17 protein-coding genes are annotated in these 21,317 nt (G+C 70.7%); 7 read left to right on the forward strand and 10 right to left on the reverse strand.

What is annotated here, in order from left to right; genetic code table 11:
• The first annotated feature begins 4 nt into the window (after positions 1-4).
• Complete coding sequence (locus DEJ48_RS11400) at positions 5-712, forward strand: nitroreductase family protein (RefSeq protein WP_150216028.1); 708 nt, start codon at positions 5-7, stop codon at positions 710-712.
• On the opposite strand, the gene DEJ48_RS11405 is transcribed toward DEJ48_RS11400, so the two are convergent.
• Positions 691-1,809, reverse strand: coding sequence for an alkene reductase (locus tag DEJ48_RS11405; RefSeq protein WP_150216029.1), 1,119 nt, complete (start codon positions 1,807-1,809; stop codon positions 691-693). The genes DEJ48_RS11400 and DEJ48_RS11405 overlap by 22 nt on opposite strands.
• A gap of 55 nt (positions 1,810-1,864) precedes the next feature.
• Here DEJ48_RS11405 and DEJ48_RS11410 point away from each other — a divergent pair, with 55 nt between their 5' ends.
• Positions 1,865-2,248 carry a MerR family transcriptional regulator gene (locus DEJ48_RS11410; protein ID WP_150216030.1) on the forward strand — a complete coding sequence of 128 codons (384 nt, stop codon included), beginning with the start codon at positions 1,865-1,867 and terminating at the stop codon, positions 2,246-2,248.
• Positions 2,245-3,159, forward strand: a complete 915-nt coding sequence (gene bla / locus DEJ48_RS11415) for a class A beta-lactamase (RefSeq protein WP_150216031.1) — start codon at positions 2,245-2,247, stop codon at positions 3,157-3,159. The genes DEJ48_RS11410 and bla overlap by 4 nt, the downstream gene beginning before the upstream one ends.
• 90 nt (positions 3,160-3,249) lie before the next feature.
• Here bla and pruA read toward each other — a convergent pair whose 3' ends face one another.
• Entirely contained in the window at positions 3,250-4,881 is a 1,632-nt protein-coding gene (pruA, locus tag DEJ48_RS11420; protein WP_150216032.1) for an L-glutamate gamma-semialdehyde dehydrogenase, read from the reverse strand.
• 57 nt (positions 4,882-4,938) lie between these two features.
• Positions 4,939-5,865, reverse strand: coding sequence for a proline dehydrogenase family protein (locus DEJ48_RS11425; protein WP_150216033.1), 927 nt, complete (start codon positions 5,863-5,865; stop codon positions 4,939-4,941).
• 201 nt (positions 5,866-6,066) lie between these two features.
• On the opposite strand from DEJ48_RS11425, the gene DEJ48_RS11430 reads away from it, so the two are divergent.
• Both DEJ48_RS11430 and DEJ48_RS11435 read left to right on the forward strand, forming a co-directional pair.
• Entirely contained in the window at positions 6,067-7,227 is a 1,161-nt protein-coding gene (locus tag DEJ48_RS11430) for a PucR family transcriptional regulator (protein WP_223831997.1), read from the forward strand.
• Between the two features lie 97 nt (positions 7,228-7,324).
• Positions 7,325-7,675 carry a hypothetical protein gene (locus DEJ48_RS11435; protein ID WP_150216035.1) on the forward strand — a complete coding sequence of 117 codons (351 nt, stop codon included), beginning with the start codon at positions 7,325-7,327 and terminating at the stop codon, positions 7,673-7,675.
• Positions 7,676-7,719: 44 nt separating this feature from the next.
• Here the strand turns inward: DEJ48_RS11435 and DEJ48_RS11440 are convergent, their stop codons facing one another.
• Complete coding sequence (locus DEJ48_RS11440; RefSeq protein WP_150216036.1) at positions 7,720-8,304, reverse strand: TetR/AcrR family transcriptional regulator; 585 nt, start codon at positions 8,302-8,304, stop codon at positions 7,720-7,722.
• An 84-nt stretch (positions 8,305-8,388) separates the two neighbouring features.
• Here DEJ48_RS11440 and DEJ48_RS11445 point away from each other — a divergent pair, with 84 nt between their 5' ends.
• Positions 8,389-9,915 carry an MFS transporter gene (locus DEJ48_RS11445; RefSeq protein WP_150216037.1) on the forward strand — a complete coding sequence of 509 codons (1,527 nt, stop codon included), beginning with the start codon at positions 8,389-8,391 and terminating at the stop codon, positions 9,913-9,915.
• A gap of 108 nt (positions 9,916-10,023) precedes the next feature.
• Here DEJ48_RS11445 and serA read toward each other — a convergent pair whose 3' ends face one another.
• The 6 genes from serA to DEJ48_RS11480 form a co-directional block, all read right to left on the reverse strand.
• A complete protein-coding gene (serA, locus tag DEJ48_RS11450) occupies positions 10,024-11,628 on the reverse strand; it encodes a phosphoglycerate dehydrogenase (protein ID WP_150216038.1) in 1,605 nt (534 codons plus the stop codon).
• A 224-nt stretch (positions 11,629-11,852) separates the two neighbouring features.
• Positions 11,853-12,854 (reverse strand): ketol-acid reductoisomerase, encoded by a 1,002-nt coding sequence (gene ilvC, locus DEJ48_RS11455; protein ID WP_055568880.1) that lies wholly within the window; start codon positions 12,852-12,854, stop codon positions 11,853-11,855.
• Positions 12,855-12,947: 93 nt separating this feature from the next.
• Complete coding sequence (gene ilvN / locus DEJ48_RS11460) at positions 12,948-13,475, reverse strand: acetolactate synthase small subunit (RefSeq protein WP_055568881.1); 528 nt, start codon at positions 13,473-13,475, stop codon at positions 12,948-12,950.
• A gap of 29 nt (positions 13,476-13,504) precedes the next feature.
• Positions 13,505-15,352, reverse strand: coding sequence for an acetolactate synthase large subunit (locus DEJ48_RS11465; RefSeq protein ID WP_190537340.1), 1,848 nt, complete (start codon positions 15,350-15,352; stop codon positions 13,505-13,507).
• Between the two features lie 234 nt (positions 15,353-15,586).
• Positions 15,587-18,802: a putative bifunctional diguanylate cyclase/phosphodiesterase gene (locus DEJ48_RS11470; RefSeq protein ID WP_150216040.1), complete on the reverse strand. Its 3,216-nt coding sequence runs from the start codon at positions 18,800-18,802 to the stop codon at positions 15,587-15,589.
• Positions 18,803-19,007: 205 nt separating this feature from the next.
• The gene (locus tag DEJ48_RS11480) at positions 19,008-19,961 is read right to left on the reverse strand and encodes a 2-hydroxyacid dehydrogenase (protein WP_150216041.1); all 954 of its coding nucleotides are present in this window, start codon (positions 19,959-19,961) and stop codon (positions 19,008-19,010) included.
• A gap of 117 nt (positions 19,962-20,078) precedes the next feature.
• Between DEJ48_RS11480 and DEJ48_RS11485 the strand changes: the two genes are divergently transcribed.
• Positions 20,079-21,113, forward strand: a complete 1,035-nt coding sequence (locus DEJ48_RS11485; protein WP_150221116.1) for an aldo/keto reductase — start codon at positions 20,079-20,081, stop codon at positions 21,111-21,113.
• The last annotated feature ends 204 nt before the right edge of the window (positions 21,114-21,317 follow it).

Genomic DNA, 21,317 nt, shown 5'->3' on the forward strand with positions numbered 1-21,317 from the left:
GACCATGTCTGACACCGAGCAGCAGCGAGAGTGGACCCCCATCCACGGCGAGCCCTACAGCTCCGTTCCGTACCGCCCCGACCGCATGCCCGCGGCCGAATCCCTGGCGCAGTCGGCCGAGTTGAGGGACCGAATGCGGGAGCGCCGCACCGTGCGGCAGTTCGCCCCGGACCCCGTGCCCGCGCAGGTCGTGCGGGACGCCATCGCGTGCGCGGCGACCGCCCCGTCCGGCGCGCACCAGCAGCCGTGGACGTTCGTCCTCGTCCAGGACCCGGACGTGCGCCGCCGCATCCGTGAGGCCGCGGAGCACGAGGAGCAGATCTCGTACGACGGCCGCCTCGGCGAGGAGTGGCTCGCGGCCCTGCGCCCCCTCGGCACGGACGAGGTGAAGCCGCACCTGACGGACGCGCCCGCCCTCATCGTCGTCTTCCAGCAGCGGTACTGGCTGGGCGAGGACGGCACCAAGCACAAGCATTACTACGTCGACGAGTCGGTCGGCATCGCGGTGGGGATGCTGCTGTCCGCCCTGCACCTGTCGGGCCTCGCCGCGCTGATCCACACGCCGAGCCCGATGCGGTTCCTGCGCGAGGTGCTCGGCCGCCCGGAGAACGAGAAGGCGTTCGCGGTGATCCCCGTGGGGTATCCGGCGGCGGACTGCCGGGTCCCCGATCTCGTACGGAAGTCACTGGATCAGGTGCTCGTGGAGGTCTGAGCGGAGACCAGGAGCTCCGAGAGGGCCGGATAGTCGGTGTAGCCCGCCGCACCGTGCGTGTACAGGTGGGCCGCGTCGATCTCCTGGAGGGGCGCCCCCGCGGCGAACCGTGCCGGCAGGTCGGGGTTGGAGATGAACCCGCGTCCGTACGACACGAGGTCGACGAGGCCGGTCGCGAGGACGGCCTCGCCCGCCTCCCGTGTCGTCGGGTCGCCGTTCTCGCCGACGTTGCCGATGAGGAGGCCGTGCCAGCGGGGCCGCAGGTCGGCGAGGGCCGGATAGCGGTCGTTGTCGGTCAGGTGGAGGTAGGCGAGGCCGAGTCCGTCGATCTCGTCGAGCAGCGCGCGGTAGACGGGGCCGGGGTCGGCCTCCGCCATGCCGAACTGCGGGTTGCCCGGCGAGAGCCGCAGCCCGAGCCGTTCGGCACCGATGGCGTCGGCGACGGCGTGGACCACCTCGACGGCGAAGCGGATGCGGTCGGCGACGGAGCCGCGCCCGTACTCGTCGTCGCGGAGGTTGGTGTTGTCGGCGAGGAACTGGTGGATCAAGTAGCTGTTGGCGCCGTGCAGTTCGACGCCGTCGAAGCCGGCCGCGACCGCGTTGCGGGCGGCGTCCACGAAGTCCTGTACCGCCGTGCGGATGTCGTCGCGGGTCATCTCGCGCGGGGCGACGTAGTCGGGCTTGGTGCCGTCCGGGCCGTGCGCGTGGCCGGGCGGCGTGACGGCCGACGGCGCGAGCGGCAGGTCCCCGTCGATGCGGGCCAGGGGGTGGCCGTTGCGGCCGCCGTGCATCAGCTGCGCGTAGATCCGGCCGCCCGCGGCGTGCACGGCGTCGGTGACCCGCCGCCACCCCTCGATGTGGGCGGCGGTCTGCAGCCCCGGGTAGCGCCAGCCGCTCTGGCCGCGGCTGCTGGGCCAGATGCCCTCGGTGACGATGAGCCCGGCGCCCGCGCGCTGGGCGTAGTGGTCGGCGACGACCGGCAGCGGAGTGCCGTCCTCCGCGGCGCGTGCGCGGGTCATGGGGGCCATCACCATGCGGTTGGGGAGGAGGCCGATGGGGCCTGCGGAATAGGGCGAGAGAAGCGCGGTGTTCGTCATGCCGGAACGGTAGAAGCTGACACCGGTGTGAGATTCAAGTGCGAAGGAGCACGGCGTGAGGATCGGCGAGCTGGCGAAGCGTACCGCTGTGAGCGAGCGGTCCCTGCGCTACTACGAGGAACAGGGCCTCCTGTACGCCGCCCGTACCCCGGGCGGCCACCGCGACTACCCGGAGTCGGCGGTGGACCGCGTCGTCCACATCCAGGAACTGTTCGCGGCGGGCCTGTGCAGCGCGAAGATCGTGCAGCTCCTGCCGTGCATGCGGGACAAGGACGGCGGCCCTTCGGCATCTGCCACCCCTTGGCTGGTGGACGAGCTGACGGAGGAGCGGGCCAGGATCGACCGTCAGGTCGCGGAGTTGCTGCGGGCCCGCGACGTCCTGGACGAGGTGATCACGGCGGCGTCCAGGGAGCCGCTGCCGGTACCGTCTGGATCATGACGTTATCCGCCTCCCGCAGAACGCTCCTCGGCACAGCAGCCGCCGCCCCCGTCCTCCTCTCCGTCTCCGGCACCGCGAGCGCGAAGGCCGCCCCGGCCGTCGGCGCGGCGGCCGCCTCCCCCGACGCCCTGCGCCGCCTGCGCGCCCTGGAGGAGAGCTATCCGGGCCGCATCGGCGTCCACGCCCTGCACACCGGCACCGGTGCCGTCGTCGCCTACCGTGCGGACGAACGGTTCGCCATCGCCTCGACGTTCAAGGCCCTGCTCGCCGCGGCCGTCCTGCGCCGGGCGCGGGAGCAGGAGCCCGGGCTGCTCGACGTGCTCATCAGGTACGGGCGTGATGATCTCGTCACGCACTCGCCGCGCACCGAGATGCACCTCGAAACGGGCATGACCGTACGGGAGTTGTGCGACGCCACCGTCACGTACAGCGACAACGCGGCGGCGAATCTGCTGATGCGGCGCATCGGCGGGCCCGTCGGTGTCACCGAGTTCGCACGGTCCCTCGGGGACACCCGCACCCGGCTCGACCGGTGGGAGACCGACCTGAACAGCAACATCCCCGGCGACCGGCGCGACACGACGACTCCGGCGGCGATGACCGCGAACCTGCGCAAGCTCGTCCTCGGCAAGGCCCTGCACCCGCTCGACCGCGGTCAGCTGATCCGCTGGCTCGTGGAGAACACCACCGGCGACAAGCGGATCAGGGCCGGGGTGCCGAAGGACTGGCGGGTCGGCGACAAGACCGGATCGCCCGCCTACGGAGGGGTCAACGACGTCGCCGTGGCGTGGCCGCCGAAGCAGGCGCCGCTGGTCGTCTCCGTGTACACGACCCGCCTCGACCCGGACACCCCCGGCGAGGACCGGATCGCGGAGGACATCACCCGGATCGTCGTCGACGCACTGGGCTGACCCCGGAAAAGACACCGCCTCCGACCGGGGTGGGGCCCAGGTCGGAGGCGGGGTTCAGGGGGCGGGCCGCGGAGGCCCGCCGGGTGGGCGTCAGCCCATGTGCGGGTAGCCGTACTCGGTCGGCGGGACCAGCGTCTCCTTGATGGCGCGGGTCAGCGTCCAGCGCTGCAGGTTCTGCGGGGCGCCGGCCTTGTCGTTGGTGCCGGAGGCGCGGCCGCCGCCGAAGGGCTGCTGGCCGACGACGGCGCCGGTCGACTTGTCGTTGATGTAGAAGTTGCCCGCGGCGTAGCGGAGCTTCTCCATCGTGTGCGCGGCGGCGGCGCGGTCGTTCGCGATGACCGAGCCCGTGAGCGCGTAGTCCGACGCCGACTCCATCTGGGTCAGCATCTCGTCGTACTTGTCGTCCTCGTAGACGTGGATCGCGAGGAACGGGCCGAAGTACTCGGTCGAGAAGACCTCGTTGGCCGGGTCGGTGCACTCGACGACGGTCGGGCGGACGAAGTAGCCCACCGAGTCGTCGTAGGTGCCGCCCGCGATGATCGTGCAGGTGTCGTCGGACTTGGCGCGGTCGATGGCCGCCTTGTTCTTGGCGAACGCGCGGTCGTCGATGACGGCGCCGATGAAGTTCGACAGGTCGGTGACGTCACCCATCTTGATGCCGTCGACCTCGGCCGCGAACTCCTCCTTGAACCCGTCGTTCCAGATGGAGGCCGGGATGTAGGCGCGCGAGGTCGCGGAGCACTTCTGGCCCTGGAACTCGAAGGAGCCGCGGGTCAGCGCGGTCTTCAGGATCGCGCGGTCGGCGCTCGGGTGGGCGACGACGAAGTCCTTGCCGCCGGTCTCGCCGACGAGACGCGGGTAGGTGCGGTACTTCGCGATGTTCTCGCCGACCGTCTTCCACAGGTGCTGGAAGGTCGGGGTCGAGCCGGTGAAGTGGATGCCGGCCAGGTCGCGGTGGTTGAGGGCGACCTCGGAGACGGCGATGCCGTCACCGGTGACGAGGTTGATGACGCCCTTGGGCAGACCCGCCTCCTCCAGGAGCTGCATGAGCAGCACGGCGGCGTGGGTCTGCGTCGGGGACGGCTTCCACACGACCACGTTGCCCATGAGGGCCGGGGCGGTCGGGAGGTTGCCCGCGATGGCGGTGAAGTTGAACGGCGTGATCGCGTAGACGAAGCCCTCGAGCGGGCGGTGGTCCAGGCGGTTCCAGACGCCGGTGGAGTTCGCCGGGGGCTGCTCGGCGAGCAGGTCACGGGCGTACTTCACGTTGAAGCGCCAGAAGTCGACGAGCTCGCACGGGGTGTCGATCTCGGCCTGCTGGGCGGTCTTGGACTGGCCGAGCATCGTGGAGGCGGCCAGCGTCTCGCGCCACGTCGTGGAGAGCAGCTCGGCGGCGCGCAGGATGATCGCGGCACGGTCGTCGAAGGACATCGCGCGCCACGCGGGAGCGGCGGCCAGGGCGGCGTCGATCGCGTCCTGGGCGTCCTGCTGGGTGGCGCCGCGGCCGGTGCCGATGACGGCCTGGTGGTTGTGCGGCTGCACGACCTGGAAGGGCTCGCCGCCGCCGAGGCGCTTGACGCCGCCGATGGTCATCGGCAGCTCGATGGGGTTCTCGGCGAGCTCCTTGAGCTTGGTCTCGAGGCGGGCACGCTCCGGCGAACCGGGGGCGTAGCCGTGCACCGGCTCGTTGACCGGCGCGGGGACCTGGGTCACAGCGTCCATGAGTTCCGTATCTCCTTAGAGGGGGTCGGGGGAAAGGGAGCTCAGCCCTTGGTGAGGTCAGCCCTTGGTGAGGATGGAGCGGCCGAAGAAGAGCAGGTTCGCCGGCTTCTCCGCGAGACGGCGCATGAAGTAGCCGTACCAGTCGGTGCCGTAGGCGGTGTACACCCGCATGCGGTGGCCCTCGGCGGCGAGCCGCAGGTGCTCGTCGCTGCGGATGCCGTACAGCATCTGGAATTCGTACTCGTCCAGTTTGCGCCCGGCACGGCGTCCGAGCTCCTGGGCGATGGAGATCAGGCGCGGGTCGTGGGACCCGATCATCGGGTACCCGTCACCCTCCATGAGGATGCGCATGATCCGCACGTACGCCTTGTCGATCTCCGCCTTGTCCTGGTACGCGACCTCGGCGGGCTCCTTGTAGGCGCCCTTCACGATACGGACGCGGCTGCCGGCGGCGGCCAGGCGGCGGGCGTCGGCCTCGGTGCGGAAGAGGTAGGACTGGATGACGCAGCCGGTCTGCGGGAATTCCTTCCGCAGCTCCTCGTGGATGGCGAACATCGAGTCGAGGGTGGTGTGGTCCTCGGCGTCCAGGGTGACCGTGGTGCCGATCGCGGCGGCGGCCTCGACGACGGGGCGCACGTTGGCGAGGGCGAGCTCGTGGCCGCCTTCCAGCGCCTGGCCGAACATCGACAGCTTCACGGACATCTCGGCCTTGGTGCCGAGCCCGAGGTCCTTCAGGCGCTCGATGAGCTCCAGATAGGCGTCGCGGGCGGCGTGGGACTGCTCGACGGTGGTGATGTCCTCGCCCACCACGTCGAGGGTGACCTCGAGGCCCTTGTCGGCGGCGTCGGCGATGATCGGGACGACCTGGTCGACCCCCTCGCCGGCAATGAACCGGGCCACGACCTGCTTGGTGCCGGGGGCCGCCGATACAAAACGGCGCATCTTGTCGCTGCGCGACGCGGCGAGGATCACGGGACCCAGCACGGGGCACCTCCACGGGTGTACGAAATCGGGGGCCATACCGACATAGCCCTACGCGGAGGGAATGCGGCGGTACGGCACGGAGAACCACCGTGAAATTTAAGGATCCACCCGATCGTGGGCCATCGACAGCTGTCACGCATCCGTGCCCTGGATCTCAGACAGATGTATGAAGAATGTCCAGAGCCGCGCGAGAATGGGGTCATGAAGGGCGATTACCAAGAACTGGTCGACGAGATCTCGGCGCTGCTCGGCGCCCCCGCGACCCTGGAGAACCGGGATTTCGAGCTGATCGCCTTCGGCGCGCACGACGGCGGGGGCGACAGCGGCTTCGACGCGACCGTCCTCGACCCGGTGCGGACCCGCTCGATCCTGACCCGGCGCTCCACGGCGGAGGTCCGCTCCTGGTTCGAGAGCTTCGGCATCACCCGCGCCACGACCCCGGTCCGCATCCCGCCCACCCCGGAGGCGGGCGTCCACCGCGGCCGCATCTGCCTTCCGGTACGCCATCGGGGGTTCGCCCTCGGGTACGTGTGGCTGCTGGACGGCGAGCCGGGCCCCAGCGACCAGCAGCTGACCGCCGCCATGGAGGTCGCCACCCGCATCGGCGCGCTGCTCGCCGACGAGGCGCAGGCGGGCGCCGACCTGACCCGGGAGTTCCGTGCGGTCCTGACGGCCGAGCGCGGCTGGCAGCGCGACATGGCGGTGGCCGCCCTGCGCACGGCGCTCGGCTCGCGCGGCGAGGGCCTGCACGCCGTGGTGTGCGTGGCACCCTGGCGCTCGGCGGACCCGGACGACGCCCCGGCGGCCCGTACGGTGCCGGGCGCGGCGGCGGTGTGCACGGTGCCGTGGGGCACGACCGCGCAGTCCCTCGCGGCGCTGGTGCGGCTGCGCTCGGCCGACGCGCTGTCGCCCGCGCACACGGCGGCGTCGCGCCTCCTGAACGCGGCGCCGGGTGCGGCGGCCGGCATCGCGGGGGCCCGGCACGGACTGGAGGATCTGGGCGCGGCCTGGTGGGAGGCGGCGGGGGCGGCGCGCGCGGCGCTGGCGGAGCGGCGGTTCGGGCCGGTGGCGCAGTGGTCGGACGTGGGCCCCTACCGCCTGCTGACGGCGCTTCCCCCGGAGGCGGCGCACGACCCCGTGGGCGCGGAGCTCCTCGGCCCCACCCACCGCGAACTCTCCCGTACCGCCGAGGTGTTCCTCGACTGCGCGGGCCAGGCGGGCCGCGCGGCCGCCGAACTGGGCATCCACCGCCAGACCCTCTACTACCGACTCTCCCGCGTCGAACAGCTCACCGGCCTCGACCTGGACGAGGGCGAGGACCGGCTGCTGCTGCACATGGTCCTGAAGTCGTCACGACTGTAAGGGCCGGGCAACGAACGATTACGGCCATGATCGTGGGGCGGTACGGTTCTCGACGTCCGAACATCCGTCCCCCCACACATGGGAGAACGAACACCTCATGAAGTTCAGGCTGTTGGCCCCCGCGGTCGCCTTCTCCGCCCTCGCGCTCGTCGGCACCACCGTCGCCACGAGCGGCACCGCCGTCGCCGCGTCGAAGCCCGACTGCTCCCGGCAGATCGTCAACGTCCCCGCCAAGGAGGCGGTCAAGGTGCGCACCTCGAAGAAGGTGAACGCCACGGCCGTCAGCCAGTGGAACAAGGGCAAGAAGGGCAGTCTCTGCAACGACGGCCACTTCTACACGGGCCAGAAGTACAAGCTGTGCGGCAAGACCAGCACCAAGTGGCTGTACGGCAGCGAGTTCAACAAGAAGCGGGGCTGGATCCCCGCCGCCTGCATCAAGTGGTCGTAACCACGTAAGCACCACCCGAGGCCGGTCCGCACCGCGGGCCGGCTTCAGCCGTTCTCGGCCGCCCGGTCCATCACGCGCCGCAGCCCCTCGGTGAGCTGCTCGGCGGTCGTCGCCGAGTCCGGGTCGAAGAGCCACTGCACCATCAGGCCGTTGAGCAGCGTGGTGTAGAAACGGCCCTCGCTCTCCACGAGATCCTCGGGGAGCTCGCTCTCCTCGATGCCGGTGAACAGCGCGGCGAGCCCGGCGGCCCCCTCCTTCTGCGCCTCGATCAGCAACTCGCGGATACCGGCGAGGCGTTCGCCCTGCGTGATGACCTCGAGCGTCATCATCCAGATGGGACGCATCTCGGGAACCGAGCGGATGATGTTGCCCCACACCCGCGCGAAGCGCTCAAGGCCTCCCTCGTCGGCGTCCACCTCGGTCCGCACCCCTTCGAAGTCGGTCCCCAGCGGCTCGACGAGCGCGATGTACGCCTCCGCCAGCAGCGCGTCCTTGGACCCGTAGTGGTAGCCGATGGACCCGAGATTGGTGCCCGACTCCTTCACGATGTCGCGGGCCGTCGTACGCACGAACCCCTTCTCCAGCAGGCAGCGCTTCGCGCCTTCGAGCAGATCTTCACGGTGTCCCATGCGTGGCACCTTACGCCGACCCCATACGAACGTCCTACACATCCGTACTAGACACACGTATAAGACGCCCGTACAGTCCTCGTCATGCAGACGAACCCGCGCGCCACCCGCAAGGAATGGACCGCCTTCGCCGTCCTGATGCTCCCGCTGCTCCTGGTCTCGATGGACGTCTCCGTCCTCTACTTCGCGATCCCCGAGATCAGCGCCGACCTGGCGCCCAGCGGCACCCAGCAGCTCTGGATCTTCGACATCTACGCCTTCGTCCTCGCCGGTCTCCTGATGACCATGGGCGCGGTCGGCGACCGCATCGGCCGCCGCAGGCTCCTCCTGTTCGGCGCCACCGCCTTCGGCGCCGCATCGCTCGTCGCGGCGTACGCGAACAGCGCCGAGACCCTCATCGCGGCCCGCGCGGTCCTCGGCATCGGCGGCGCGACCCTGATGCCGTCCACACTGGCGATCGTGCGCACCCTGTTCCGGGACGCCGGACAGCGCGCGAAGGCGATCGGCATCTGGCAGGGCGTCCTGGTGGCCGGCGTGGCGCTCGGCTCGGTGCTGAGCGGTGTCCTCGTCGAGTACTTCTGGTGGGGCTCGGTCTTCCTGGTCAACCTGCCCGCAATGGTGCTGCTCCTGGTCCTCGCGCCGGTGCTGATCCCGGAGTCCAAGGACCCGCACCCCGGCCGCTTCGACCTGCTGAGCGTGCCGCTGTCGATGGCCGCGGTGCTGCCGCTCGTATGGGGCCTCAAGGAGATGCCGTCCGAAGGCGTCGAACTCCCCTACGTCGCGTCCGTCGCCGTCGGCCTCGTCTTCGCCGCCCTGTTCGTCCACCGCCAGCGCACCGCCGCGTCGCCGATGATCTCGCCCGACCTGTTCCGCGGCCGCGGCCGCGCCTTCGGCGCCGCCGTCTCCCTGAACCTCATCTCCTCGCTGACGATGATGGGTTCGGCGTACTTCACCACGCAGTACCTGCAGTCCGTGCTCGGCAAGAGCGCGATGGAGGCCGCGCTGTGGGCACTGCTGCCCTCGGTCCTCATCGGCTTCGCCGCCCCGGTCGCCACGGTCCTCGTGCAGCGCGGCATGGACCGCGCCCACGTCGTCGCCACCGGCTTCGCCGTCTCCGCCTGCGGCTACGGTCTGCTCGCCCTGACCGGCACGTCGTCGCTCCGGCTCGTGCTCGCCGGGGCGGGCATGCTGGCCTCCGGCGCGGTCATCGTCGGCTCGCAACTCACCGACCTGGCCCTCGGCGCCGCCCCGGCGGAGAAGGCCGGCACGGCGTCCTCCCTCCTGGAGACGGGGCAGGAGTTCGGCGGCGCGATGGGCATGGCGCTGCTCGGCTCCATCGGCACCACGGTCTACCGGAACAACATGCCGGACACGGCGCCGGCCGAGGCCCGCGAGACCCTGACGGGCGCGGTGGCGACGGCGGGCCACCTGCCCGCCCGCACGGGCGACGCCCTCCTGGCAACGGCCAGGGATGCCTTCACCACCGGCATGCACGTGGCGGCGGTGACGGGAGCGGTGCTGCTGCTCGCGGCGGCGGGACTGGCGGCGGTGGCGCTGCGGAAGGTGCGGGTGCGGGAAGAGGCGCCGGGTTCCGAGCGCGTACCGGCATGACAGCTCCGCACGCACGAACGCCGGACGGGCTGGGAGTTCCAGCCCGTCCGGCGTTTGAGGACGAACTCGGCGAAGCCGGTGATCTACGGCGACCGGAGCCGCGGAGTACTAGTCGGTCAGGTCGACCGCGCGAACGGACTCCGCGCCGATCTCCGCGGAGAGCTCGTTCAGGACCGCCTGCGACACCGTGTCGTCCACGGTGAGGACGGCCAGCGCCTCCCCGCCCACGTCAGCACGGGCGACCTGCATGCCCGCGATGTTGATGCCCGCCTCGCCGAGGACACGGCCGACCGTGCCGACGACACCGGGGCGGTCGGCGTACCGGAGGACGACCATGTGGTCGGCGAGCGCCAGGTCCACGTCGTACTCACCGATGGAGACGATCTTCTGCAGGTGCTTCGGTCCGGCCAGCGTGCCGGAGACGGCGATCTCCTCGCCGCCGGAGAGCGTGCCGCGCACGGTGACCACGTTGCGGTGGTCGGGCGACTCGGAGCTCGTGGTGAGGCGGACCTCGACCCCGCGCTCCTGGGCGAACAGCGGCGCGTTCACGTACGACACCGTCTCGTCGACGACGTCCTCGAACACGCCCTTCAGCGCGGACAGTTCGAGCACCTTCACGTCGTGCTGGGTGATCTCGCCGTACACCTCGACGTCGAGGCGGGCCGCGACCTCCTGGGCGAGCGCGGTGAAGATCCGGCCGAGCTTCTCGGCGAGCGGCAGGCCGGGACGGACGTCCTCGGCGATGACGCCGCCCTGCACGTTCACCGCGTCCGGCACGAGCTCACCGGCGAGGGCGAGGCGCACCGACTTGGCGACGGCGATGCCCGCCTTCTCCTGCGCCTCGTCCGTGGAGGCGCCGAGGTGCGGGGTGCAGACGACCTGGTCGAACTGGAAGAGCGGGGAGTCCGTGCAGGGCTCCTTCGCGTACACATCCAGGCCGGCGCCCGCGACGCGGCCCTCCTTGAGGGCGGAGTGCAGCGCCTCCTCGTCGACGATCCCGCCGCGCGCGGCGTTGACGATGCGGACGGACGGCTTGACCTTGTGCAGCGCCTCGTCACCGATGAGACCGAGGGTCTCGGGCGTCTTGGGCAGGTGCACGGTGATGAAGTCCGAGACTTCCAGCAGCTCGTCCAGCGAGAGGACCTTCACGCCCATCTGGGCGGCGCGCGCGGGCTGCACGTACGGGTCGTAGGCCACGACCTTCATGCCGAAGGCGCTCATGCGCTGCGCGACGAGCGCGCCGATGCGGCCGAGGCCGACGACGCCGAGGGTCTTCTCGGCCAGCTCGACACCCGTGTACTTCGAACGCTTCCACTCGCCGTTCTTCAGGGCGGTGTTGGCCTGCGGGATGTTGCGCGCGGTGGCGAGGAGCAGACCGCAGGCGAGCTCGGCGGCGGTGACGATGTTGGAGGTCGGTGCGTTCACGACCATCACGCCGGCCTTGGTGGCGGCGGACACGTCGACGTTGTCCAGACCGACGCCCGCGCGGGCGACGACCTTCAGCTTCTTGGCCGCGGCGATGGCCTCGGCGTCGACCTTGGTCGCAGAGCGGACCAGGATCGCGTCGACCTCGGCGATGGCGGGCAGCAGCTCGGCACGGTCCGCGCCGTTGCACTGGCGGATCTCGAAGTCCGGCCCCAGCGCGTCGACGGTGGCGGGCGACAGCTCTTCGGCGATGAGTACGACGGGTTTGCCGGTGGCAGCAGTGCTCACGTGAGTCCTCACAAGTCCCTTGCGGACGGCCGTCCCGACGGCCGCAGGCGGAGTCGCTTAGCCGCGTGGAAGACGCACGACGCTGTGGGCCCGACGCGAATGTTGAACAGAAGCATAGTGGCGCCATGGACGTCGTCGTGCTCCTCGATGGAAGGATCACCCGTCCGTGGCTGGACACGATGGACAAGGGCCGGGGCGGCTGCCCCGGCCCTTGTCCTCACGACTTACGCGTCGTCGTCGTTGACCCAGCTCATGAGCTTGCGCAGCTCCTTGCCCGTGGTCTCCAGGAGGTGGTTCTCGTCCTGGGTCTTGTACTCGTTGTACTTCTTCAGACCGCCGTGGTACTCGTCCATCCAGTTCTTGGCGAACGTGCCGTCCTGGATCTCGGCGAGGACCTTCTTCATCTCGGCCTTGGTGGCGTCCGTGATGATCCGCGGGCCGGTGATGTAGTCGCCCCACTCGGCGGTCTCGGAGACGGACCAGCGCATCTTCTCCAGGCCGCCCTCATACATGAGGTCCACGATCAGCTTCAGCTCGTGGAGGCACTCGAAGTACGCGATCTCCGGCTGGTAGCCCGCCTCGGTCAGGGTCTCGAAGCCCGCCTTGACCAGCGCGGCGGTGCCGCCGCAGAGCACGGCCTGCTCGCCGAACAGGTCGGTCTCGGTCTCCTCGGTGAAGGTCGTCTTGATGACGCCCGCACGCGTGCCGCCGATGCCCTTGGCGTACGAGAGCGCCAGCTCGAAGCCCTTGCCGGTCGCGTCCTGCTCGACGGCCGCGATACACGGAACGCCGCGGCCCTCCTCGTACTGACGGCGGACCAGGTGGCCCGGGCCCTTGGGGGCGACCATGCAGACGTCGACGCCCTCGGGGGCCTTGATGAAGCCGTAGCGGATGTTCAGGCCGTGGCCGAAGAACAGGGCGTCGCCGTCCTTGAGGTTGTCCTTGATGGACTCCTCGTAGACCTTGGCCTGGATCGGGTCCGGCACCAGGATCATGATGACGTCGGCCTCGGCCGCCGCCTCCGAGGGGGTGACGACCCGCAGGCCCTGCTCCTCGGCCTTCGCCTTGGACTTGGAGCCCTCGTGCAGACCGACGCGGACGTCGACACCCGAGTCACGGAGCGACAGCGCGTGGGCGTGGCCCTGGCTGCCGTACCCGATGACCGCGACCTTGCGGCCCTGGATGATGGACAGGTCGGCGTCGGCGTCGTAGAACAGCTCGGCCACTGGGAATCTCCTATGTGTGCTGGTGTTGCGTCCCACCGTACGGCGGGCGGGGGAAGGGAAGTCTGCCGGTCTCGCCATGCGGGCCGGATGTTGCTATGCGCTCCGGTCGAGCGCCCGCAGGCTGCGGTCGGTGATGGAGCGGGAGCCGCGGCCGATGGCGATCGTGCCGGACTGGACGAGCTCCTTGATGCCGAAGGGCTCCAGCATCTTGAGCATGGCCTCCAGCTTGTCGCTGCTGCCCGTCGCCTCGATGGTGACGGCCTCCGGGGAGACGTCCACGGTCTTGGCGCGGAACAGCTGGACGATCTCGACGATCTGGGAGCGGGTCTCGTTGTCGGCGCGGACCTTCGCGAGGACGAGTTCGCGGGCGACCGCGGCACCCGGCTCCAGTTCGACGATCTTCAGGACGTTGACGAGCTTGTTGAGCTGCTTCGTGACCTGTTCGAGCGGCAGGTCCTCGACGTTCACGACGATGGTGATGCGCGAGATGTCGGGGTGCTCGGTGACGCCCACGGCGAGCGAGTCGATGTTGAAGCCGCGGCGGGAGAACAGGGCGGCGATCCGGGCGAGGATGCCGGGGGTGTTCTCGACCAGGACGGAGAGCGTGTGCTTGGTGGACATGGCTCTTGGTCTCTCTTTCGCTCTCGGTCTCAGTCGTCTTCGTTGTCGCCGAAGTCGGGGCGGACGCCCCGGGCGGCCATGACCTCGTCGTTCGAGGTGCCGGCGGCGACCATCGGCCAGACCTGGGCGTCCTCGTGGACGATGAAGTCGACGACGACGGGCCGGTCGTTGATGGCGTTGGCCTCGGCGATGACCTTGTCGAGGTCCTCTGGGCGCTCGCAGCGCAGCGCCACACAGCCCATGGCCTCCGACAGCTTCACGAAGTCCGGGACGCGGGTGCCCTTGTTGGGGCCGATGTCCTCGGGACCGCTGTGCAGCACCGTGTTGGAGTAACGCTGGTTGTAGAACAGCGTCTGCCACTGGCGGACCATCCCGAGGGCGCCGTTGTTGATGATGGCGACCTTGATCGGGATGTTGTTCAGGGCGCAGGTGGTGAGCTCCTGATTGGTCATCTGGAAGCAGCCGTCGCCGTCGATCGCCCAGACCGTGCGGTCCGGCTGTCCGGCCTTGGCGCCCATCGCGGCCGGGACCGCGTAGCCCATCGTTCCGGCGCCGCCGGAGTTGAGCCAGGTGGCGGGCTTCTCGTACTCGATGAAGTGCGCGGCCCACATCTGGTGCTGGCCGACGCCCGCCGCGAAGATCGTGCCCTCCGGGGCGAGCTGCCCGACGCGCTCGATGACGTGCTGCGGCGAGAGCGAACCGTCCTCGGGCTGCGTGTAGCCGAGGGGGTAGGTGTCGCGCCAGCGGTTGAGGTCCGTCCACCAGGCGGTGTAGTCACCCGTGTGGCCCTCGGTGTGCTCGGCCTGGACGGCCTGGACGAGGTCCGCGATGACCTCGCGGGCGTCACCGACGATCGGCACGTCGGCGGCGCGGTTCTTGCCGATCTCGGCCGGGTCGATGTCGGCGTGGACGATCTTCGCGTACGGGGCGAAGCTGTCCAGCTTGCCGGTGACGCGGTCGTCGAAGCGGGCTCCGAGGGCGACGATCAGGTCGGCCTTCTGCAGCGCGGTGACGGCGGTGACCGCACCGTGCATGCCCGGCATTCCCACGTGCAGCGGGTGGCTGTCGGGGAATGCGCCGAGCGCCATCAGTGTGGTGGTGACGGGCGCTCCGGTGAGCTCTGCCAGGACCTTCAGCTCGGCGGTGGCCTGTGCCTTCAGGACACCTCCGCCGACGTACAGGACCGGGCGCTTGGCCGCCGTGATGAGCTTGGCGGCCTCGCGGATCTGCTTGGCGTGCGGCTTGGTCACCGGGCGGTAGCCGGGCAGGTCCTGCTGCGGCGGCCAGGAGAACGTCGTCTGCGCCTGGAGGGCGTCCTTGGCGATGTCCACGAGGACGGGGCCCGGGCGGCCCGTCGAGGCGATGTGGAAGGCCTCGGCGATGGTGCGCGGGATGTCCTCGGCCTTGGTGACCAGGAAGTTGTGCTTGGTGATCGGCATCGTGATGCCGACGATGTCCGCCTCCTGGAAGGCGTCCGTGCCGATGGCCTTGGAGGCCACCTGGCCGGTGATCGCGACCATCGGGACGGAGTCCATGTGGGCGTCGGCGATCGGGGTGACCAGGTTGGTGGCGCCGGGGCCGCTCGTCGCCATGCAGACGCCGACCTTGCCGGTGGCCTGCGCGTAGCCGGTCGCGGCGTGGCCCGCGCCCTGCTCGTGCCGGACCAGGACGTGCCGCACGCGGGTGGAGTCCATCATCGGGTCGTACGCGGGGAGGATGGCGCCGCCCGGAATGCCGAACACCGTGTCGGCCCCGACTTCCTCGAGAGAACGAATGAGGGACTGCGCACCCGTGACGTGCTCGACGGGGGCGGACTGCTGTCCTGAGGATCGGGGCCGCGGCTGCGGATGGTGGGCCCCGGTGGCCTGCTCGGTCATCGGCATTCTCTTCTCGAAGCTGAGGGTTTTTGCGGGGTGTTTGCGGGGGTTTGGCAGGTGCCAGTGCAACAAAAAACCCCTCGTGCCGTGAGGCAAGCGAGGGGAGCGCGCCGGGTGCGGTCGCTGGGGATCCGGTGTTCGGACCGGTCCGTCCCAGCTTCAGCCGACGCGCTTTCCAAGTACGAGAATTCGGGTGCGCATGGCATTGACCCTCCCCCCGGCACGCAGTACCTGTCAAGTAGGTGGGACGGGGGTCTCATTATGTGAACGCGCGTAGGCCGCGGGGCCGCCGGTGAGCGTCCCCGGAGGGCCGCCCGCGTACGTCCCCGGGGGTCCGACCGCGTACGGGGAGGCGCCGCTCGCGAACGGTCCGGCAGGGCCGCCGTACGCCGCCGCCGAGCCGCCCGTGTACGTCGCGGGACGGCCGCCCGCGAGCACCGGTTCGGCCTGGCCGCGCGGCACCGGGTACTCGCCCATCGTGAGCGCCCGCCGCAGCCGGTACTCGTCGAGCGGTCCGGCGAACGCCGCCCCCTGCCCGTGGGTGCAGCCCATCGCGCGCAGGGCCACCACCTGCTCGGGCAGGTCCACGCCGTCGGCCACGGAGTCGAGGCCCAGGTCGCCCGCGATGCGCAGCAGTCCGGAAGTGATCTTGTGCAGCCGCGCGGACTCGACTACGCCCTCGACGAGGCCGCGGTCCAGCTTCAGCACGTCGACGGGGAGCCGGCGCAGGGCCGTGATCGCCGCGTACCCACTGCCGAAGCCGTCGAGCGCGATGCGCACACCGAGTCTGCGCAGGGCGGCGAGCCGTCGCTCCAGGTCGTCGAGCGAGACCCGGGGGTCGGTCTCGGCGAGCTCGACGACGAGCGCGCCGGAGGGCAGCCCGTGCCTGGTCAGAAGCGCCTCGATGGAGCCCATCGGCATGGAGCGGTCCAGGAGGCGGCGCGCGCTCATCCGCACGCTGACGGGCACGGCGTGCCCGGTCCTGCCGCGCTCGGCGGCCTGCTCCACGGCCTTCTCGAACATCCAGCGGCCCAGCTCGGCCGCCCGCTTGTCCTGGCCCTCCTTGGAGTCGGCGACCCGCAGGAACTCGGCGGGCGTGAAGAGGATGCCCTGCGCCGAGCGCCAGCGGGCCTGCGCGGCGACCGCCGTGATCCGGCCGTCGTCCAGGGAGACGACGGGCTGGTGGAGCAGCGCGAACTCGCCGTCGTGCAGGGCGGCGCGCAGCCGGGTGGCGAGCTCCGCCTTGCGGACGACGTCGGCCTGCATCTGGGGTGCGTACAGCTCGACACGCCCCTTGCCCGCGGCCTTGGCGCGGTACATCGCGAGGTCGGCGTTGCGCAGGAGCTCCCCCGCGCCGGTGCCCGGTTCGGCGAAGGCCACGCCGATGGAGGCCGCTACGCGCACGTCGTTGCCGTCGATGGCGTAGGGCTGGGACAGGGCGATTCTGAGCCGGTCGGCCAGCTCGTAGATGTGCCGTTCTCTCGCGGCCTGGTCCCGGGTCCCGTCGCCGACGATGAGGGCCGCGAACTCATCGCCGCCGAGCCGGGAGGCGGTGTCGCCCGAACGCACCGCCTCCTGGAGTCTGCGCGCGGCCTGGATGAGGAGCTCGTCCCCGGCCTGGTGTCCGATGGTGTCGTTGACGGCCTTGAAGCCGTCGAGGTCGATGAAGAGCACGGCCGTGCCGCGGTCGGTGACTCTGCGGCCGGTCAGCGCCTGGCTCACGCGCCGGGTGAACAGCGCGCGGTTGGGCAGGTCGGTCAGCGGGTCGTGCTCGGCGTTGTGCTGCAACTGCGCCTGGAGCCTGACCCGTTCGGTGACGTCCCTGCTGTTGAAGATGAGTCCGCCCTGGTGGCGGTTGACGGTGGACTCCACGTTGAGCCAGTCGCCGTCGCCGGACTTGAAGCGGCACTCGATACGGGTGGTGGGTTCCTCGCCGGGGTCGGCGGCGAGGAATCTGCGCACTTCGTGGACGACGCGTCCGAGGTCCTCGGGGTGCATGAGGGAGGCGAGTTCGGAGCCCACGAGCTCTTCCGCGTCCCTGCCGTAGACCCCGGAGGCGGCCGGGCTCACGTAGTGCAGGATGCCGTTCGGCGCGGCGATCATGATGACGTCGCTCGATCCCTGGACCAGGGACCTGAAGTGGTTCTCCTTCTGGGCCAGTTCCTGGGTGAGCGTGATGTTGTCCAGGAGCATGATGCCCTGGCGCACCACGAGTGCCAGCACGACGGTGCCCGCGGTGAAGAGCACGACGCGGTCCACACTGCGGCCGTTCAGCACGTTGTAGAGGATCCCCAACGTGCAGACGGCGGCGGCCAGATACGGCGTGAGGGCGGCCAGCGATCCGGCGATCGGACGGGTCGCGGGGGCCGGTTCCTCGGGCCCGCTGTCGTACTGCACGCGCCCGCGGCCCGTGCCCTGCCCGTCGCGCGCGTGCCAGGGGGCGGCCCACGGAGCGTAGGCAAGGAGGAGCGAGCCCGCGAACCACCCGGCGTCGAGCATCTGGCCGGAGCGGTAACTGGTGTGCAGCAGCGGTGAGGTGAACAGCGCGTCGCACATCACCGTCAGGGCGAGCGCCCCGATCGCGGTGTTCACCGCGGAGCGGTTGGCGGACGACCTCCTGAAGTGCAGCGCCAGGACCATGCTGACCAGCGCGATGTCGAGGAGGGGGTACGCGAGCGAGAGCGCTGCGTACGCGACGCTCTGGCCCTCGAACTGCGCGGTGTGCGCGAGCGCGAGGCTCCAGGAGAGCGTGAGGAGCGAGCCCCCGATCAGCCACGAGTCGAGAGCGAGGCACCCCCAACCCGCCTTCGTCACCGGGCGCTTGGCGAGCACGAGGAGTCCGATGATGGCGGGCGGTGCGAAGCAGAGGAAGAACAGGTCGGCGAAGCCCGGGCTGGGGACGGGGCGGTCGAGAACGACCTCGTACCAGCCCCACACCCCGTTGCCGAACGCTGCCATCGCGGAGGAGAGCGCGAAGAGCAGCCATGCGGGTCGAAAGCGGCTTCGGCGGGTGCGGGAGTACCGGAAGCAGGAGACCGCGGCGGCGGCCGCGGCGACGCTCAGTCCGAAGTCGCCCATGATCAGGGCCAGTCGCTCGGATCCCCAGCCGAGGGCCGAGCCGGTGGCGTACGCCCCGCAGACCAGCAGCAGCGCCAGCTGGGAGACGACGCCGCGGCCTCCCGGCAGTGGGCGCCGGGCCAGCGGAATCCTGGTCGACAGCGCCGCCACTCCCCCGTCGAGGACGGGGGTGGAGGTCGCGCGGGCGTTCACCGGGCCGCCCCGGTCCGTGCCGCCCCCGTGTCCGTCCGGCTCGCGCGTCGGCCGGGCCGACAGGGGCGCTGTGGTGTGCGGCGGCGTCCGGTGGTGCGGCTCGCGGTTCGCCTGCGTCTGCGGGTCGGTGTGCGCCGGAGTCGCCGGCTGAGGTTTCGCCGCGTCGGATCGTTCACCCATAGGCCGTGCATCGCCCGTCGCCCCCCTCGCAGTCTGATGTCTCGTCCCCGCGCCGAACGGTCCACGGCGCATCCCCTGTCGGGACGATACACCAGACTCGTCACTCAGGGACATAGCTCCTCTACGCTCCGTGACTGCCGGAGGAGAAGCGGGCACGGGGTGCACACGGACCGACGCGGAGCGTGCACGAATCGCTCCGAGGCGATCAACTGCCCGTCGTCAGCACCACGTTGTCCAGTGGCCGGCCGGCGACGTATTCGGTGAGTTGCGCGGCCAGCAGGCGTTTGGCTCGGGGCAGGTACGCCGAGGACGAGCCGCCCACGTGCGGACTGACAAGTGCCCCTGGAGCGTGCCACAGCGGGTGACCTGCGGGCAGCGGTTCGGGGTCGGTCACGTCGAGGGCAGCGGTGAGACGGCCGGACTCCAGTTCGGCGAGGAGCGCCTTGGTGTCGACGACGGGTCCGCGGGCCACGTTCACGAGCAGCGCGCCGTCCTTCATGCGGGCCAGGAAGTCCGCTCCCACCAGCCCGCGCGTGGCCTCGGTGAGCGGTGTCGCGAGGATGACGACGTCTGCCTGGGGCAACAGGGACGGCAGCTCGGCGAGCGGGTGCACGGGGCCGCGCTCCGTGGCACGGGCAGAGCGCGCGACGCGCGCCACCCGCGCGCACTCGAACGGGGTGAGCCGGTCCTCGATGGCGGAACCGATCGCTCCGTATCCCACGATGAGCACGGATCTGTCGGCGAGTGCCGGGTAGAAACCGGACCGCCACTCCTCCTGCCGCTGCCCCTCCACGAAGCGCGGGATGCCGCGCAGCGAGGCGAGGACGAGGGCGAGCGCGAGCTCGGCGGTGCTCGCGTCGTGGACTCCGCGGGCGTTGCACAACCGCACGCCGGGCGCGAGGAATTTGATCCCCGGTTCCACGTGATCGATCCCCGCGGTCAGTGTCTGTACGACGCGCACGGACGTCATGGCGGACAAGGGACGTACCGCGACCTCCGTGCCCTGCATATAAGGCACCACATAGAAGGCGCAGTCGGCCGGGTCCGCGGGGAACTCCGGGCCGCCGTCCCAGTAACGGTAGGTGAGCCCGGCCTCCGCCGGGCCGGGCAGGCCCTCGATCTCGTGCGCCTCAAACGGAAGCCATACGTCTGTCGTCATGGCTGGAGGCTAATGCGCGCCGGAGTGCGCCGTCCCCGGGAGGGCAACGGTCGAGGCCACCGGGGCGAAAGGTTAGTTTGGATGATCTCCGAACGAGGGGCGGGAGGGCACGACCAGGTGGAGCGCAGGACGATCGGCGCGGGGGCGCTCGAAGTGGGCGCCGTCGGACTCGGCTGCATGCCGATGAGCTGGGCGTACACCGGCTCGCGGCAGCGGGGGGACGCGTCGGTGCGGACCGTGCACGCGGCGCTGGACGCGGCGGGTGCCGCCGGCGGCGGCCGCGGCGGGGGAATGCTGCTGGACACGGCGGACATGTACGGGCCCTTCACCAACGAGCTGTTGATCGGCAGAGTCTTGAAGGAGCGGCGCGCGGAGGCCTTCGTCTCGACGAAGTGCGGGCTGCTGGTGGGCGAGCAGCACATCGTCGCCAACGGCCGCCCGGGCTATGTGAAACGGGCCTGCGACGCATCGCTGCGACGGCTCCAGACGGACACCATCGACCTTTATCAACTGCACCGCGCCGACCCCGAGATCCCCATCGAGGAGACGTGGGGCGCGATGGCCGAACTCGTCGCCGCGGGGAAGGTGCGGGCCCTGGGGCTGTGCGCCGTGGGGGCGCGCGCCCAGCGGCGTTCTGCGCCGGGGCGCCCGGGCCGGGGGCTGCACGATCTGACGATCCGGCAGCTGGAACGGGTGCAGCAGGTGTTTCCGGTGAGTGCGGTGCAGGCCGAGCTGTCGGTGTGGTCGCCGGAGGCGCTGGACGCCCTGCTGCCGTGGTGCGTGGCGCGCGGTGTCGGGTTCCTCGCGGCGATGCCGCTGGGGAATGGTTTCCTCACGGGGACGCTGAAGCCCGGCATGGGCTTCGAGCCCGACGATCTGCGGGCCCGGCACCCCCGCTTCACCGCCGAGATGATGGCGGCGAACCAGCCGCTGGTGGTGGGGCTGCGCCGGGTGGCGGAGCGGCACGGGGCGACGCCGGCGCAGGCCGCGCTGGCCTGGGTGCTCGCGCAGGGTCGGCACGTGGTGCCGATACCCGGGGCCAAGCGGGAGCGGTGGGCGGTCGAGAACGCCGGGGCCGCGGCGATCCGGCTCACGGAGCGTGACCTGGCGGAGATCGCGGCGCTGCCGCCGGCGCTGGGGTCGTGGGACTGAGTGAAGTGGTGGGGTCCGGAGCTGAATGCCGGGGGGCGGGGGCCGATTCATGACCGGGTGATCTCGTGGTCGTGGATCGGGAACCTGCGGGGCGTGGGCGGTGACCGGGTGATCTCGTGGTCGTGGATCGGGAACCTGCGGGGCGTGGGCGGTGTATGAACAGGAGAAGCGCTGCGTCGAAGGGATCCTGATCGTGCATCGACC

This window comes from Streptomyces venezuelae, assembly GCF_008642315.1.
GTDB lineage: Bacteria > Actinomycetota > Actinomycetes > Streptomycetales > Streptomycetaceae > Streptomyces > Streptomyces venezuelae_D.

Bases quoted from the DNA above. Each gene is read 5' to 3' on its own strand.
- DEJ48_RS11400 (WP_150216028.1), top strand. From the start codon at position 5: ATGTCTGACACCGAGCAGCAGCGAGAGTGGACCCCCATCCACGGCGAG.
- DEJ48_RS11405 (WP_150216029.1), bottom strand. From the start codon at position 1,809: ATGACGAACACCGCGCTTCTCTCGCCCTATTCCGCAGGCCCCATCGGC.
- bla (WP_150216031.1), top strand. From the start codon at position 2,245: ATGACGTTATCCGCCTCCCGCAGAACGCTCCTCGGCACAGCAGCCGCC.
- pruA (WP_150216032.1), bottom strand. From the start codon at position 4,881: ATGGACGCTGTGACCCAGGTCCCCGCGCCGGTCAACGAGCCGGTGCAC.
- DEJ48_RS11430 (WP_223831997.1), top strand. From the start codon at position 6,067: ATGAAGGGCGATTACCAAGAACTGGTCGACGAGATCTCGGCGCTGCTC.
- DEJ48_RS11435 (WP_150216035.1), top strand. From the start codon at position 7,325: ATGAAGTTCAGGCTGTTGGCCCCCGCGGTCGCCTTCTCCGCCCTCGCG.
- DEJ48_RS11440 (WP_150216036.1), bottom strand. From the start codon at position 8,304: ATGGGACACCGTGAAGATCTGCTCGAAGGCGCGAAGCGCTGCCTGCTG.
- DEJ48_RS11445 (WP_150216037.1), top strand. From the start codon at position 8,389: ATGCAGACGAACCCGCGCGCCACCCGCAAGGAATGGACCGCCTTCGCC.
- ilvN (WP_055568881.1), bottom strand. From the start codon at position 13,475: ATGTCCACCAAGCACACGCTCTCCGTCCTGGTCGAGAACACCCCCGGC.
- DEJ48_RS11465 (WP_190537340.1), bottom strand. From the start codon at position 15,352: ATGACCGAGCAGGCCACCGGGGCCCACCATCCGCAGCCGCGGCCCCGA.
- DEJ48_RS11470 (WP_150216040.1), bottom strand. From the start codon at position 18,802: ATGGGTGAACGATCCGACGCGGCGAAACCTCAGCCGGCGACTCCGGCG.
- DEJ48_RS11480 (WP_150216041.1), bottom strand. From the start codon at position 19,961: ATGACGACAGACGTATGGCTTCCGTTTGAGGCGCACGAGATCGAGGGC.